A 12,750-nucleotide genomic window follows, 5' to 3' on the forward strand; every position below is an offset into this window, starting at 1 on the left:
TAGATTAGGGCTGTTCGTCTTCTTCGCCGTCGCCTTTGGGCAGGTTGAAGAAGCTGTCGGCATCGACCAGCGTGCTTTCGTCTTCTTTGTCGTCCTCGTCATCGTCCGCAAGCGAGAAGGTTTCGAGCCCTTCGATGGCTGTCGGGATCTTGGGTTCGGCTTCCATGCCGAGCGACTGTTCGGTGCTGACCAGTTTGCGGCGTTCGTCATCGGACATCACACTGCCCTCTGCCGCTTTCTTGGAGGCGGCTTTCTGAACGGCAGCATCCAGTTCGGACTGCTTGGTCAGACCAAGGGCCACCGGATCGACCGGCTGGATGTTCGAGATGTTCCAGTGCGTGCGCTCGCGAGATCGACTGGATCGTCGGCTTGGTCGTGCCCACGAGTTTCGATATCTGGCCGTCGGTCAGTTCCGGATGGAACTTGACCAGCCAGTAGATCGCAGCCGGGCGGTCCTGCCGTTTGGACAGGGGCGTATAACGCGGGCCACGGCGCTTTTCCTCGCCCACGGCGGCGGCGTTAAACTTCAGTTTCAGCTTGTGCAGCGGGTTCTGTTCTGCAGCGTCGATTTCTTCTTGCGTCAACTGGTTGTTGGCAATGGGATCAAAGCCTTTGACGCCCGCCGCCACATCACCATCGGCGATGCCCTGCACTTCCAGTTCGTGCATTTCGACAAAGTCAGCGATCTGCTTGAAGCTGATCGTCGTGTTGTCCACCAGCCAGACGGCGGTTGCCTTGGCCATGATCGGTTTTGCCATTGTCACATGCTCCTATGCATATCTTTCCCGTCGCCTGAAAGAGGCGGCCTTGGGGTCCAAGGCGGGTTTCCGTTGTAGGGGAACTTGGACGCGATATAGTCGGATCGATCGGAAAAGGGAAGCCTGATGCGTGTTGTTTTGATTTGGCTGGCTATGGCAGCGGGGGCCTGGGCGCAGGATCGATCAGGCGAGTTTGACTATTACGTCCTGTCGCTGAGTTGGTCGCCGAACTGGTGCGCCTACGAAGGGGACGCGCGCGGATCCGACCAATGCGATGCGCGGCATGATCACGGGTGGATTATGCATGGGCTGTGGCCGCAATACCATCGCGGCTGGCCCGAATACTGCCAAACAGCCGAGCGTCCGCCCAGCCGTGCGATGACGCGGGACATGGCGGACATCATGGGCACATCCGGTTTGGCGTGGCACCAGTGGAAGAAACACGGGGTGTGTTCCGGCCTGTCAGCACCCGCCTACTATGCCCTGTCGCGCGAGGCGTATGGCCGCGTGATCCGCCCGCCTGTGTTCCGCAAGCTCGACAAAACGGTCAAGTTGCCCGCATCCGTGGTGGAAGAGGCGTTCCTGCAATCCAATCCGGACATGGAAGCCGACGGCGTAACCATCACCTGCCGCGATGGGCATATCCAGGAAGCCCGGATATGCCTGTCCCGCGATCTTGATCCGGTGCCGTGCGGTCAGGATGTGGTGCGCGATTGCACGGCGCGCGATGCGCTATTCACTCCGATCCGCTGAGGTTCCGCCCGGCGTCCAGCCCGGGGGCCGCATCAGGTAGCGCCACGCCTCTCCCCAGCTGCGGGCGTTGACGACATCGTGCCAAAGACCGGGAAGCTCCGAGAACCAGACGCGGATGGGATTGCGGCTGTCAAAGTCGCGTTTTAGGCCATAGCGCGGCGTCTCTTCCTCGGCCTGGTAGGTGCCGAAAAGCTGATCCCAGATCACGGTGATGCCGCCATAGTTCTTGTCGATATACTTATCGTCGCAGCCGTGGTGGACGCGGTGGTTGGCCGGGCTGTTCATAACCTTGTCGAACCATCTCAGCTTGCCGATCACTTCCGTATGAATCCACGTCTGGTAGGCCAGCACCACGATGATGCCGAAAAAGATCATCTCGGGCGAAAAACCAAGGAAGACCAATGGGATGTGAGCGATCAGGCTCCAGACACCCTCAAGCGGGCCGAAGCGGATGCCGGTAATTATATTGTAATCGCGCGAGGAATGGTGGACCGCGTGCTGGGTCCAGAGCACACGCACCTCATGTGCAATCCGGTGTTCCCAGTAGTAGGTCAGGTCGGCTGCAATCACGACCAGCAGGATGCCCCACCAAGTCAGCGGAATCTGCCAGGGCTGCGCGATTTCGGCCAAGATATAGTAGACGATGTAGGCACCCGTCAGGATGAAGACCTGCACGGCGATCGACGGTATTTGGGTGCTGGCACTTACCAACATCTCAGCAATCGTGCGCCCCTTGTGGCTGCCTTTGAACAAGACCTCGGCCAGTTCAATCAACAGGATGGCGATGCCAATGAAAAAGAACACTTCATCGATCTGGGTGCCAAGTGTTTCCAGACTTGCAGGGGTCATGGGCAGGTTCCTTTTGTCAGGGTACGCCAGGCCAGAGCGGCGGCCTGTTTCGGAGTTGCATCACCGGCAACGACCGTGGCCCAGCCAGCGTAGATCAGGTTTTCGTAGGCCTGCACGATCCATTCGGTGGGGACATGCGGATCGAAGTTGCCTTCGGCCTTGGCCATGTCGATGTCATGGGCGAGATCGCGTGTTTGCGTGGCATAGACCTCGGTCACACGCGGATCCTGGCTGGCTGGGTCGGTTGACAGGAACATGTGCCGGGCCGCCAGCGGAAGAATGGCCTGCAGCCCGGCTTCCAACCCTTCGGAATAGGTTTGGCAATTGGCTGTGGCCTCCTCAACCGCGGCATCCAGTTCCTTGGCCGCGGTCAACGTCAGCGCGATCATCAGGTCATCGCGCCCCGCGAAATGACGGTGCAGCGTTGCGCGTCCAACACCCGCCTGCTTGGCGACATCGGCCAGCGATGCGCCTGGGTTTTGGCTGAAAACCTCGAACGCCGCTTCGAGGATATGATCTATTTTTGATACATCTTTGTCTCGCATGAGACATATATGTCTCGATTCGGTTTGATGTTCAAGGAGACCGGATCAATTCATTTTCAGCCTCGGGCGCAGCCGACACGTGTCGGAGCCTCCGGCGGTGGTATTTTCAGTCAGAAGAAACGAAATCGCCCGCGCCACTCATCCAGTGTGAGCACCGCGGGCGAACGGGGAAAGCTGCTGCTTCTCCTGACACGGTCATCGGCTCCACAGCCTATACCGCCTCAAGAAAGGAGCACGTTAACCTTAACGCTTCGTTTCTTCTGACTGAAAATACCACGGGGGAGTCCGAAGGACGGGGGCAGAGCCCCCTGGACAATAGTGTCGCCGACAGGCGGCCTTTGGATCACGCCCTAGCCGCCTGCGACTTCCAAAACAATCTTCCCGATATGACCCGAGCTTTCCATGCGCGCGTGTGCACCCGTGGCATCGTCCAGCGGGAACTCGGAATCCATCACCGGCCTGATCCGACCCGCCGACAGCAGTGGCCATACCGCTTCCCGCAAATCCTGAGCGATGCGTGCCTTGGCCAGATCGCTTTGCGGTCGCAATGTGCTGCCGGTCATGGTCAGCCTGCGGGTCATGAGCTGGGCAAAGTTGACCTCGGCCTTCGGGCCTTGAAGAAATGCGATCTGCACCAGCCGTCCGTCATCCGCCAGTGCCGACAGGTTCCTGGCAATGTAAGGGCCGCCGACCATGCACAGGATCAGGTGCGCGCCGCCCTCGTCCTTCATCACTTGTTTGAAATCGTCCTCGCGGTAGTTGATGGCCACCTCGGCGCCCAAATCGCGGCATGCCTGGCATTTTTCTTCGGATCCGGCCGTGGCAAACACACGTGCGCCAAAATGATTGGCCAACTGTATTGCGGTTGTACCGATCCCGGATGACCCCCCATGCACAAGAAAGCGTTCGCCGCCCGTCAAGCCTCCGCGGATGAAGACATTGGACCACACCGTGAAATAGGTTTCGGGCAGGCAGGCCGCTTCCTTGAGTCCCATACCGTCCGGAACCGGCAGACAATGGGCGGCGGGTGTCGCAACATACTCGGCGTAGCCGCCACCGGGCAGCAGGGCACAGACCTTGTCCCCGACAGCCCAGCCGCTTACGCCCGGACCGACCTCGACAATTGTGCCCGACGCTTCAAGACCCGGCAGGTCGCTTGCATTCGGCGGCGGGTTGTACAGGCCAGCCCTTTGGAGCGCGTCCGGTCGGTTCACACCGGCCCAAGCCACTTCAATTACGACCTGGCCGTGATCCGCTGTGGGACGTGGACGGGTGACGGGCTGCAGCACATCCGGTCCGCCGGGTTTGGTGATTTCGACAGCGCGCATGTCCTGAGCCATTCTGATCCCTTTCGTTTTGCCTACCGTATCCCGGCATGGACAAGGAAAGGAACCCACATGCTGGTTGCCGCGCTCGGACTGAACCTGGTGATCCTGATCCCGGTGATCACTGGGTTGATGAACGGCACGATGGACAGCGCTTTTGGACCGGATACGGATGCACGACGCATTCTTGCATGCGTCTATTTCGGCCTCGCGGTTACGAGTGCTGCACTCATTGTTTTGAACGTGGTGAACCATCCATGGGCCGTGCCCATGACCTTTGCGCTCTTTGGCGTGCAGATTTCCTACAAGCTGGCAAGCGCAGTGGTTGTGGGTGTGGCAAGCCCCGTCATCCTGACAAACCTTTTTGTCCTGATCGTGCAGGTTGCCGTGATCCTGGCGTGGTCAGTTACGGGGGGATGACCAGGTTCCGGGCAAGTCTGAATTCGAGCTATGCGACGGCGCCTTGATCTGGTCCAACAGCCAGTTCGGCCCGGCAAAGAGGGTCGACAGCACCTTGCTGTCACGCACGTGCGCCTTGACCTTTTCGATCTGCATCACGTCGTCGATGCGCCGGTCAAGAAAAGCCCAGGTGGCTTGATTGTCTATGCTGTCGTCGCCCAGCCAATACAGTACCGTGGACGAGTAGACGCCTGAAAGCGTCGCGCGCTTGGTGTACCAGTTCACGTCGTCTGACGTGTCCCCCAGCGCATCCCAGATCTTGTCCGCCGTGCCCCAAATGGCCTTGGCGCCGTCCGCCGCATAGACGGGCAGGGCAAACAGGGTGGTGCCACGACGCACCGCTTCCTTGTCCGTTACCGCTTCGATCCGAAACCTGACGCCGGCGGCAATCTTGTCGCGAAAGCGATCCGGCAATGGCTCTGACTTGAGGCGGGCCAGCATCGCTTCATCGCCCTGCGCGTGATAGGCAAGGGCAAGGTCCACTGCCCCGCGGGGGCATATGGCGCGGGCCATGGTCAAATCGACATTCGCATCCGTTGCCGCCGCCTTGAACGTGGTTTCGGACCAACCGTCGAATGGGACGTGCATCAGGGCGGCGCCCAGAAGCCTGTCAATCAGGTCTTGCGATGAATCTGTCATGTGAAGAGACCTAGAGCGGGCCTTGCAAGCAGACAAGTGTCTGTGCTGTCGCATCCCGGCAACGGCTCTTTGCGCAACCTCCCGCTGCATAGCGCACCATACGGAAGCGACAGTCAGCCAACAGTGCCCTTTGGCGTTATGAGACGCGGATTGCCGCCGCAAAACACAGCCATTTCCGCGCCGAATTGCTGAAATTTTCAGCGCAAGCTCCTCCGCTTGCCCACACCTTGCTGCCTAACGAGACAGGAGCCGCTACGCACTCAGGAAAGGAACACATGATGTCCGTTGCAAGCAGTTTTGAACGCCAAATGCTCGACCTCATCAACGAGGAACGCACATCTCGCGGCCTTGATCCGCTGACCCTCGAAAGGCGTTTGAACGACGCAAGTGAGGACCACAGCGATTGGATGGATCAAACCGGTAACTTCAGTCATACCGGTATCAACCAATCCGATCCCGGCGACCGCATGCGCGATGCCGGTTTCACATTTTCCGGCAATTGGACCTGGGGCGAGAACATAGCCTTCCAATCCGAACGGGGTGCACCTGGCATCTCGGATGACGTGGTCGATCTGCACACGTCGTTGATGAACAGCCCCGGCCACCGTGCCAACATCCTGAACCCCAACTTTGAACTGATTGGAATCGGGATCGAGGAAGGCGACGGCCCTGGGTATGACGCCGTTTACGTCACGCAGAATTTCGCACGCACGTCCGCTCCGGTAAACCTTGATACCGGAGGCTCTCCGACACCGCCCGTTGACCCGGTCGACGGTGATGATGTGCTGGTTGGCACGGGAGGCAATGACCGACTGGACGGCGGGGCAGGCAACGACATGTTGCGCGGTCAGAATGGAAACGACTTCCTTGCAGGTCAGGCTGGCAGTGACACGATTGAGGGTGGTGCCGGACGGGACAACATCTTTGGCGGCGCTGACAACGACGTTTTGAACGGCGGGGGTGACAATGACACCCTGAACGGGGGCGCTGGCAACGACAGGCTGAACGGCGGTGTAGGCGATGACCGTCTCAAGGGCGGTGTCGGCGCTGATGCGCTCTTTGGCACCGGCGGCAACGACACCCTGACGGGTGAGAGCGGCAATGACACTCTTAATGGTGGTTCGGGCAACGATGTCATGGGCGGCGGCGGCGGGCGCGATCTCCTCTTGGGTGGTGCGGGCAATGACCGCATTCTGGGATACGCAGACCGTGACAGGCTGGATGGCGGCACCGGGAATGACGTCGTGACCGGCGGTGCCGGTGAGGACGTGTTCGTCTTTTCCGCCGGCCGTGATGTGGTCACAGATTTCAACACTGCGGCCCAGTCGGAAGTGGTCGATCTACGCGCTGTTGCTTCGATCACATCCTACAATGACCTGGTGAACGATGGGCATCTTCGGCAGGCAGGCAGCAACGCTGTAATTGATGATCTGGACGGCAACACCATGATCCTTCGGGGTGTGGACATAGACGATCTTCAGGCAAGTGATTTCCTGTTCTGATCGCCAACGCCTCGCTATGGACAAAGCCGATCTGGTTTGCTATGCGCACATCTCCTGCAAATCCTTGCAACTCTTATCTAGAAAGGTGGTGACAACCACATGCAGGTTAGTGTTCGCGACAACAATGTCGATCAGGCGCTTCGTGCCCTGAAAAAGAAGCTGCAGCGCGAAGGCGTGTTCCGTGAAATGAAGCTGAAGCAACATTTCGAGAAACCGTCTGAGAAAAAAGCGCGCGAGAAAGCTGAAGCGATCCGCCGGGCCCGTAAGTTGGCTCGGAAAAAAGCGCAACGCGAAGGGCTGCTTTAAGCCACCAGCGTGAGCTGACGAATTCAAGGACCCCGTAGCCGCCCGGCTGCGGGGTTTTTTGTTTTTTGGCAATGGCCAATGAGACGGCGGGTGAACCGGCGCTCAGGGATCGCGCCGTTCCAGCGTCCGAGTGGTGAGAGCGTGCGGCAGACAGACTGTCAGCCGACGATACGCATCGCTTCTGCATCTGCCGGACAAATGCCCGATCCCATTCTTCCAAATGACGCGTCAGCACCAAAACCTGCTTCCGTACACCACGCGAACCTGTCGACCCAAGAGGATCCGATTGACAGAATAGGTCAAGCGTCCTATTCATGATTCTAGGACAATCGACCTAATATCACAGACGGACAAACTGAATGACACAAGACCTCTTTTCAATGACCTCCTTGGGAAGCTTGCAGCTTCCAAATCGGATGGTAATGGCACCGATGTCCCGCAGTCGCGCCATCGACGGCGGTGTTCCAAGCCAAATGATGGTCGAGCATTATGCGGATCGGGCCACGGCAGGGCTGATCATTTCAGAATCTGCGCCAGTCTCTCAGCAGGGAGTGGGCTATCCGAATACGCCTGGCATATTCACCCCACAGCAAACGTCGGGCTGGTTGCGCATTATGAATTCCGTCCGCTCAAAGGGCGGCCGCATGTTTGCGCAGCTTCAGCATTGTGGCCGCATTTCGCACCCCTCTCATCAGGAGGACAATGCGTTGCCCGTCGCCCCATCTGCCATGAAGCCTGATGGATTTGCCTTCACTGCCAGTGGTTATCAGAAATTCGAGACCCCCCGGTCGCTTGAGACGTCAGAAATTCCCGATGTTGTCGATCAATTCCGTCTTGCCGCACAAAATGCGAAGGATGCGGGTCTTGATGGCGTCGAAGTGCATGGTGCAAATGGCTATCTGATCGACCAGTTTCTGCGAGATGGGACCAACAAGCGCACGGATGGCTATGGCGGATCCATCGAAAACAGAACGCGGTTCCTCCAAGAAGTGATCGAAGCGGTCACTACCGTCTTTCCGGCTGACCGTGTCGGTGTGAAGCTGTCTCCTGAAAACACGTTTAATGGGATGGGCGATCTCTGAGCCGCAGCAGCATTTCGAAAAAATTGTTGCCGCAATCGCCGACCATGGCTTGGCATACCTTCATGTCACCGAAGCGAGTATGGGGATCACGGGCCATATTGAAGGTTCCGCCAAAGACGTCGACTATCGTAGGCTGCGGAGCCACTTTCCCGGGACTTACATTGCAAATAACGGTTACAGCAAGGCAGACGCCATTGCCGCGATCCAGTCCGGCCACGCTGATCTTGTGGCGTTCGGTGCACCCTTTCTTGCCAATCCCGATCTTGTTCGGCGATATCGCGAAGACCTTCCACTGAACGCCATCGACAAGGCAACGTTCTATGTCGGGGGTAAGACAGGATACAATGATTACCCCTTCGCCGATCGCGACTTGATGTCGGCGGCCTGATAGAAAATTCGATGGGAGGGACCTAAAAATGGCAGCATCCGCCACACGCGAGAAGATCGTCACCGCGGCCGACCGGCTGTTTTATGAACGCGGGTTCGAAGCCACCTCATTTGCGGGTGTTGCCGAATTGGTCGGCATATCCCGCGGCAACTTCTACTACCATTTCAGGACCAAGGACGAAATTCTGGACGCGGTGATTGAGCGCCGCATCAAAGATCGTCATAAAATGCTTGAAGGTTGGGTCGACAGCAACCAGACACCCAAGCAATGCATTGCAAGCTTCATTGGCATTCTGGTGATGAACAACACGAAGATCCGGTCATTCGGGTGTCCGGTCGGGACCTTGTTCTCCGAGTTGGCGAAGTTGGATCACCCCGGTGGATCAGGAGCCCGCGAACTGTTTGACCTGTTCCGCATTTGGCTGCGCCACCGTTTTGAAGAGATGGGCAGGGAACAAGATGCCGATGCGCTGGCCATGCACATTCTGGCCCGCAGCCAAGGTGCTGCAACCCTTGCCAACGCTTATCCTGACGAGCCGTTCCTTGAAACTGAGGTTGCGCAGATGCTGGCATGGCTTGATGCGGTCGCGGGATCACAAGACCAAAATGATGAGAAGGACTGAACATGTACGTTGTCACGCTGACCCTGACCGAACAAAAGTCAAAGGCTCCTGACTTCATGGCCGCCCACAACGATTGGATCGCCCGCGGCTTTGAGGATGGCGTGTTTGTGTTGGTCGGTGGTTTAAAACCGCAAGGTGGTGGTGCCATTCTGGCGACAAACATCGACTTGTCCGCGCTTGAGCAGCGTGTCGCTGCGGACCCATTTGTATCGGAAGGGATTGCAACCCCGCATATCCAGGAACTTGCACCAGCGCGAACCGATCCGCGCCTCGCCTTCTTGAGGGACGACGCCGCATGACAGATTTCGTTGCCGCAGACGGGCTGGCCCGATGCAAGTGGAGCGGCGCGGCCCCCGAGTTTCTTGACTACCACGATCACGAATGGGGATTTCCGGTGTCGGACGACATTCGTCTGTTCGAAAAACTGTGCTTGGAAAGTTTTCAGTCGGGGTTGAGTTGGCGCACGATCCTCACCAAGCGAGAAGGCTTTCGTGCAGCATTCGACGACTTTGATTTTCACAAGATCGCCGCAGTCATCAACAATGCCGCGTGCGCAGTGAAGATGGTCGAAACGGAAGGCAAGCTTGCATCGTTTTTCTGGGGGTTTGAGCCAAACGCAGAGGATCTGGGCCCGCCCCAATCACAATCGACCAGCGAAACCTCAATAGCGCTTGCCCGCGAATTGAAGCGTCGGGGATGGAAATTCCTGGGCCCAACAACTGTGTTTGCGTTTATCCAAGCCATGGGATTGATCAACGACCATAGCAACGGCTGTGCCATACGCGCCGCAGCTGACGAGGCGCGTCGCAAATTTCAGCGCCCGTAAATGCATTTGAAACGTCGAAACGGAAACAGGTTAAGTTGTGGTGAAAGCGCACGCTGTCCGGCGAGGCAGTTACAAATAGTAACGCTCAGTGCTTTGCAATGCCATGCAATGAAACCGAAGAAACTGGCGTGCTGCCGGCCCGGGCGTCATTCATAATAGACGCCCGGACCTTGTGCCTTTCGGCCTAGCCGACCAATGCGTTGTCGTCACGTTTGACCACAACGATGGACGAACGGGGCAGTACCTCCTCGCCATCCGGGAACGTTGCGCCCGGGTGCTGGATGCCCACAAACATGGTGCGGCGATCTGCCGACCAAGTGAGGCCGGTCACTTCGGAGCCTTTGGGACCAGTGAGGAAGCGTCGGATTTCACCTGTCACCGGATCACCTGCCAGCATCTGGTTGTTGCCCATGCCTTCGAATTCGCCCTCATTGCTGTCATCCCCGTCGGTCTGGATCCACATCAAACCAGTCGAGTCGATCGCCATGCCATCGGGCGAGTTGAACAGGTTGCCTTCGTTGACGTTGGACGACCCTTTGTAGGGTCCTTGCTGCGCCTTGGGGTTGCCCGCCATCACGTACAGATCCCAGTCAAAGGTGTTGGAGGCATGGTTGTCCCCATGGGGACGCCACCGCACGATCTGACCAAAATTGTTGGCCTCCCGCGGGTTGGGACCGTTGGCCGACGTGTCGTCGCCCCCTGCATTGGGCTGCACGCCACGGTTCTTGTTGTTGGTCAGGCAGCAATAGGCTTCGACCGCCGTGGGGTTCACGGCCACCCATTCCGGGCGGTCCATCGTGGTCGCGCCCACGGCTGAGGCAGCTATGCGGGTGAAGATGGCGATATGCGCCTCGTCCATGCCGGTTGCGTCGGGTGTCAGCGCCACCCATTCGCCCGTCATGTCGTCGTTGAACTTGGCGGCATAAAGCTGCCCGTCGCTCAGCAAGGTCGAGGTATCGCCACCCGGTACGTACACTTCGCGCGACAGCCACTTGTACATGAACTCGCCCCGCTCGTCGTCGCCCATGTAGACGACTACGCGACCATCAGGCGCCAAGGCGCAGGCCGCGTTCTCGTGCTTGATACGCCCTAGGGCGGTGTGCTTGACGGGCGTAGCATCGGGGTTGGTTGGATCGATTTCGACCACGTAGCCCACGCGATGCGGTTCATTCGGGTTCTGGCTGACGTCAAAGCGGGCGTCCCACTTGTGATAGTCATAACCCCAGCCATCCGGGCCAACGCCGTAGCGTTCAAAGCCTGCGGCCGTCGTTTCGTCGGTGGGCATGTCGCCCGTTGCACCGAAGTAGCCGTTGAAGTTTTCCTCGCACGTCAGGTAGGTGCCCCAGGGGGTCGGACCCGATCCACAATTGTTCATGGTCCCCAGCGATGCGGTGCCCGTGGCATCCGCCTCGGTCTTGAGCAGATCGTGGCCGGCTGCGGGGCCATCCAGCGTCATCGGTGTGTTGTGCGTGATACGGCGGTTGTAGGGGCTGTCGATCACAACACTCCAGCCGTCATTGCCTTCGGCCACTTCCATAATGGTGACGCCCTGCAGGTTCTGGAAGATCAGCACATCGTCTGCCGAGGCAGGCACGCCTTCTGCGTTGTTGGGCAGGTTGGTCTTGCGGTTTGCGTACTCGTTGTTGACCGCGAGGATCTGTTTGTTGCCCACGGTAAAGAGATGCATGCCGTCGGTGTTTTCGGCAAACACACGGTCCGAGCCCGCGACGGGCACACCGTTCGCCGGATCGAATGCGGGTGCGTCCGAGAACAACGGATCGCCCCAACGGACCAGTACGTCCCAGCTGTAGCCGTCGGGCACATGTACGGTGCCGTCGGTTTGTATCGGAATCTGGTCAAAGGCAAAGCGTGAGGACTGACCGGCCATTGCCGTTGTCCCCTTCAGCATACCGGTGCCCATCACGGCCGCGCCCGACCCGAAGGCAACCACGCCCCCCAAAAAGCCCCGGCGCGAAATGGCGCGCTCTACGACCTCATCAAAGCCCTGCGTTGTTTTGCGTGGAAATTTCAGCTCGTCCCAATCGTCAAAGGACAACTCCTGAGTATCTGCGTCTTTCATCGTGAACTCCAAAATATGTAGTTGGATTGCGGCGATTCGCGCCCTCCGTGTGCGTGCCTGATGAACATCACCGCTGTATGACGACGGCCAAAATAATGGCGCTATGTCGCGGTGCAGGTCAGACCGGCAAAGCCGTTGTTTTAAAAACAGTTCTAAGTGCAAAACTTGACTGCATTTGTGCCACCCCGGGTAAGCGCGCGAGATGTTGACGGTGGATGCGCGCGAAGTCTTCAGTCCCTTCTGCAACTACCTTTAGGATGTAGTCCGCGGTGCCCGCCATCAGATGACACTCTAGCACATCCGGGATGCGCGCGACTGCTTTTTCAAAGGCTTCAAGCACTTCGTCCGCCTGACCCTGCAGTGTGATCTCGACAAAAACTGTTGTCGGCACACCCATCTTTCGAGCGTCGAGCAAGGCCACGTAGTCGCGAATGTACCCCGCTTGTTCGAGCCGTTGCACACGCCGGTGGCATGCAGATGGTGACAGATGCACCGCTTCGCTCAGGTCTGCATTCGATATCCGCCCCTGTTTTTGCAGAGCAGACAGGATACGGCGATCTGTTGAATCAATTGCCATGCGTGCAGGATCCTTCGTCACAAGAGCGTAAGTACGCAC

General features: G+C 58.4%; 15 protein-coding genes and 1 pseudogene. 9 read left to right on the plus strand and 7 right to left on the minus strand.

What is annotated here, in order from left to right; translation table 11 throughout:
• Positions 1-4 precede the first annotated feature (4 nt).
• Positions 5-758, minus strand: a pseudogene (locus ACZ1HN_RS21845) (DUF1013 domain-containing protein).
• Between the two features lie 126 nt (positions 759-884).
• Here ACZ1HN_RS21845 and ACZ1HN_RS21850 point away from each other — a divergent pair.
• Positions 885-1,511, plus strand: coding sequence for a ribonuclease T2 family protein (locus ACZ1HN_RS21850; RefSeq protein ID WP_472729018.1), 627 nt, complete (start codon positions 885-887; stop codon positions 1,509-1,511).
• On the opposite strand, the gene ACZ1HN_RS21855 is transcribed toward ACZ1HN_RS21850, so the two are convergent.
• From ACZ1HN_RS21855 to ACZ1HN_RS21865, 3 genes are all read right to left on the minus strand, one after another.
• On the minus strand, positions 1,491-2,360 hold the full coding sequence (locus ACZ1HN_RS21855) for a sterol desaturase family protein (protein WP_472729019.1): 870 nt from the start codon (positions 2,358-2,360) through the stop codon (positions 1,491-1,493). The genes ACZ1HN_RS21850 and ACZ1HN_RS21855 overlap by 21 nt on opposite strands.
• On the minus strand, positions 2,357-2,905 hold the full coding sequence (locus tag ACZ1HN_RS21860) for a TetR/AcrR family transcriptional regulator (RefSeq protein ID WP_472729020.1): 549 nt from the start codon (positions 2,903-2,905) through the stop codon (positions 2,357-2,359). The genes ACZ1HN_RS21855 and ACZ1HN_RS21860 overlap by 4 nt, the downstream gene beginning before the upstream one ends.
• 350 nt (positions 2,906-3,255) lie before the next feature.
• On the minus strand, positions 3,256-4,245 hold the full coding sequence (locus ACZ1HN_RS21865; RefSeq protein WP_472729021.1) for an NAD(P)H-quinone oxidoreductase: 990 nt from the start codon (positions 4,243-4,245) through the stop codon (positions 3,256-3,258).
• Positions 4,246-4,302: 57 nt separating this feature from the next.
• On the opposite strand from ACZ1HN_RS21865, the gene ACZ1HN_RS21870 reads away from it, so the two are divergent.
• The gene (locus ACZ1HN_RS21870) at positions 4,303-4,650 is read left to right on the plus strand and encodes a hypothetical protein (protein WP_299701851.1); all 348 of its coding nucleotides are present in this window, start codon (positions 4,303-4,305) and stop codon (positions 4,648-4,650) included.
• Here ACZ1HN_RS21870 and ACZ1HN_RS21875 read toward each other — a convergent pair.
• Complete coding sequence (locus ACZ1HN_RS21875; protein ID WP_472729022.1) at positions 4,633-5,328, minus strand: COQ9 family protein; 696 nt, start codon at positions 5,326-5,328, stop codon at positions 4,633-4,635. The genes ACZ1HN_RS21870 and ACZ1HN_RS21875 overlap by 18 nt on opposite strands.
• 308 nt (positions 5,329-5,636) lie before the next feature.
• On the opposite strand from ACZ1HN_RS21875, the gene ACZ1HN_RS21880 reads away from it, so the two are divergent.
• From ACZ1HN_RS21880 to ACZ1HN_RS21910, 7 genes are all read left to right on the plus strand, one after another.
• Positions 5,637-6,830 (plus strand): CAP domain-containing protein, encoded by a 1,194-nt coding sequence (locus ACZ1HN_RS21880; RefSeq protein WP_472729023.1) that lies wholly within the window; start codon positions 5,637-5,639, stop codon positions 6,828-6,830.
• Between the two features lie 99 nt (positions 6,831-6,929).
• On the plus strand, positions 6,930-7,136 hold the full coding sequence (rpsU, locus tag ACZ1HN_RS21885) for a 30S ribosomal protein S21 (RefSeq protein WP_005614280.1): 207 nt from the start codon (positions 6,930-6,932) through the stop codon (positions 7,134-7,136).
• Positions 7,137-7,558: 422 nt separating this feature from the next.
• Positions 7,559-8,218, plus strand: a complete 660-nt coding sequence (locus ACZ1HN_RS21890) for an oxidoreductase (protein ID WP_472729024.1) — start codon at positions 7,559-7,561, stop codon at positions 8,216-8,218.
• A 49-nt stretch (positions 8,219-8,267) separates the two neighbouring features.
• Positions 8,268-8,606 (plus strand): oxidoreductase, encoded by a 339-nt coding sequence (locus ACZ1HN_RS21895; RefSeq protein WP_472729025.1) that lies wholly within the window; start codon positions 8,268-8,270, stop codon positions 8,604-8,606.
• 28 nt (positions 8,607-8,634) lie between these two features.
• Positions 8,635-9,228, plus strand: coding sequence for a TetR/AcrR family transcriptional regulator (locus tag ACZ1HN_RS21900; protein ID WP_472729026.1), 594 nt, complete (start codon positions 8,635-8,637; stop codon positions 9,226-9,228).
• A gap of 2 nt (positions 9,229-9,230) precedes the next feature.
• Positions 9,231-9,527 carry a YciI family protein gene (locus tag ACZ1HN_RS21905; protein ID WP_472729027.1) on the plus strand — a complete coding sequence of 99 codons (297 nt, stop codon included), beginning with the start codon at positions 9,231-9,233 and terminating at the stop codon, positions 9,525-9,527.
• Complete coding sequence (locus ACZ1HN_RS21910) at positions 9,524-10,054, plus strand: DNA-3-methyladenine glycosylase I (RefSeq protein ID WP_472729028.1); 531 nt, start codon at positions 9,524-9,526, stop codon at positions 10,052-10,054. Before ACZ1HN_RS21905 ends, ACZ1HN_RS21910 begins: the two co-directional genes overlap by 4 nt.
• Positions 10,055-10,238: 184 nt before the next feature.
• Here the strand turns inward: ACZ1HN_RS21910 and ACZ1HN_RS21915 are convergent, their stop codons facing one another.
• Together ACZ1HN_RS21915 and ACZ1HN_RS21920 are read right to left on the minus strand one after the other, a co-directional pair.
• Positions 10,239-12,134: a PhoX family protein gene (locus ACZ1HN_RS21915; protein WP_472729029.1), complete on the minus strand. Its 1,896-nt coding sequence runs from the start codon at positions 12,132-12,134 to the stop codon at positions 10,239-10,241.
• A 118-nt stretch (positions 12,135-12,252) separates the two neighbouring features.
• Entirely contained in the window at positions 12,253-12,711 is a 459-nt protein-coding gene (locus ACZ1HN_RS21920) for an Lrp/AsnC family transcriptional regulator (RefSeq protein ID WP_472729363.1), read from the minus strand.
• Positions 12,712-12,750 lie beyond the last annotated feature (39 nt).

It is taken from the genome of Tateyamaria sp. GN1-10, assembly GCF_055693845.1.

Bases quoted from the DNA above. Each gene is read 5' to 3' on its own strand.
- ACZ1HN_RS21850 (WP_472729018.1), top strand. From the start codon at position 885: ATGCGTGTTGTTTTGATTTGGCTGGCTATGGCAGCGGGGGCCTGGGCG.
- ACZ1HN_RS21855 (WP_472729019.1), bottom strand. From the start codon at position 2,360: ATGACCCCTGCAAGTCTGGAAACACTTGGCACCCAGATCGATGAAGTG.
- ACZ1HN_RS21860 (WP_472729020.1), bottom strand. From the start codon at position 2,905: ATGCGAGACAAAGATGTATCAAAAATAGATCATATCCTCGAAGCGGCG.
- ACZ1HN_RS21865 (WP_472729021.1), bottom strand. From the start codon at position 4,245: ATGGCTCAGGACATGCGCGCTGTCGAAATCACCAAACCCGGCGGACCG.
- ACZ1HN_RS21870 (WP_299701851.1), top strand. From the start codon at position 4,303: ATGCTGGTTGCCGCGCTCGGACTGAACCTGGTGATCCTGATCCCGGTG.
- ACZ1HN_RS21875 (WP_472729022.1), bottom strand. From the start codon at position 5,328: ATGACAGATTCATCGCAAGACCTGATTGACAGGCTTCTGGGCGCCGCC.
- ACZ1HN_RS21880 (WP_472729023.1), top strand. From the start codon at position 5,637: ATGCTCGACCTCATCAACGAGGAACGCACATCTCGCGGCCTTGATCCG.
- rpsU (WP_005614280.1), top strand. From the start codon at position 6,930: ATGCAGGTTAGTGTTCGCGACAACAATGTCGATCAGGCGCTTCGTGCC.
- ACZ1HN_RS21890 (WP_472729024.1), top strand. From the start codon at position 7,559: ATGGCACCGATGTCCCGCAGTCGCGCCATCGACGGCGGTGTTCCAAGC.
- ACZ1HN_RS21900 (WP_472729026.1), top strand. From the start codon at position 8,635: ATGGCAGCATCCGCCACACGCGAGAAGATCGTCACCGCGGCCGACCGG.
- ACZ1HN_RS21905 (WP_472729027.1), top strand. From the start codon at position 9,231: ATGTACGTTGTCACGCTGACCCTGACCGAACAAAAGTCAAAGGCTCCT.
- ACZ1HN_RS21910 (WP_472729028.1), top strand. From the start codon at position 9,524: ATGACAGATTTCGTTGCCGCAGACGGGCTGGCCCGATGCAAGTGGAGC.
- ACZ1HN_RS21915 (WP_472729029.1), bottom strand. From the start codon at position 12,134: ATGAAAGACGCAGATACTCAGGAGTTGTCCTTTGACGATTGGGACGAG.
- ACZ1HN_RS21920 (WP_472729363.1), bottom strand. From the start codon at position 12,711: ATGGCAATTGATTCAACAGATCGCCGTATCCTGTCTGCTCTGCAAAAA.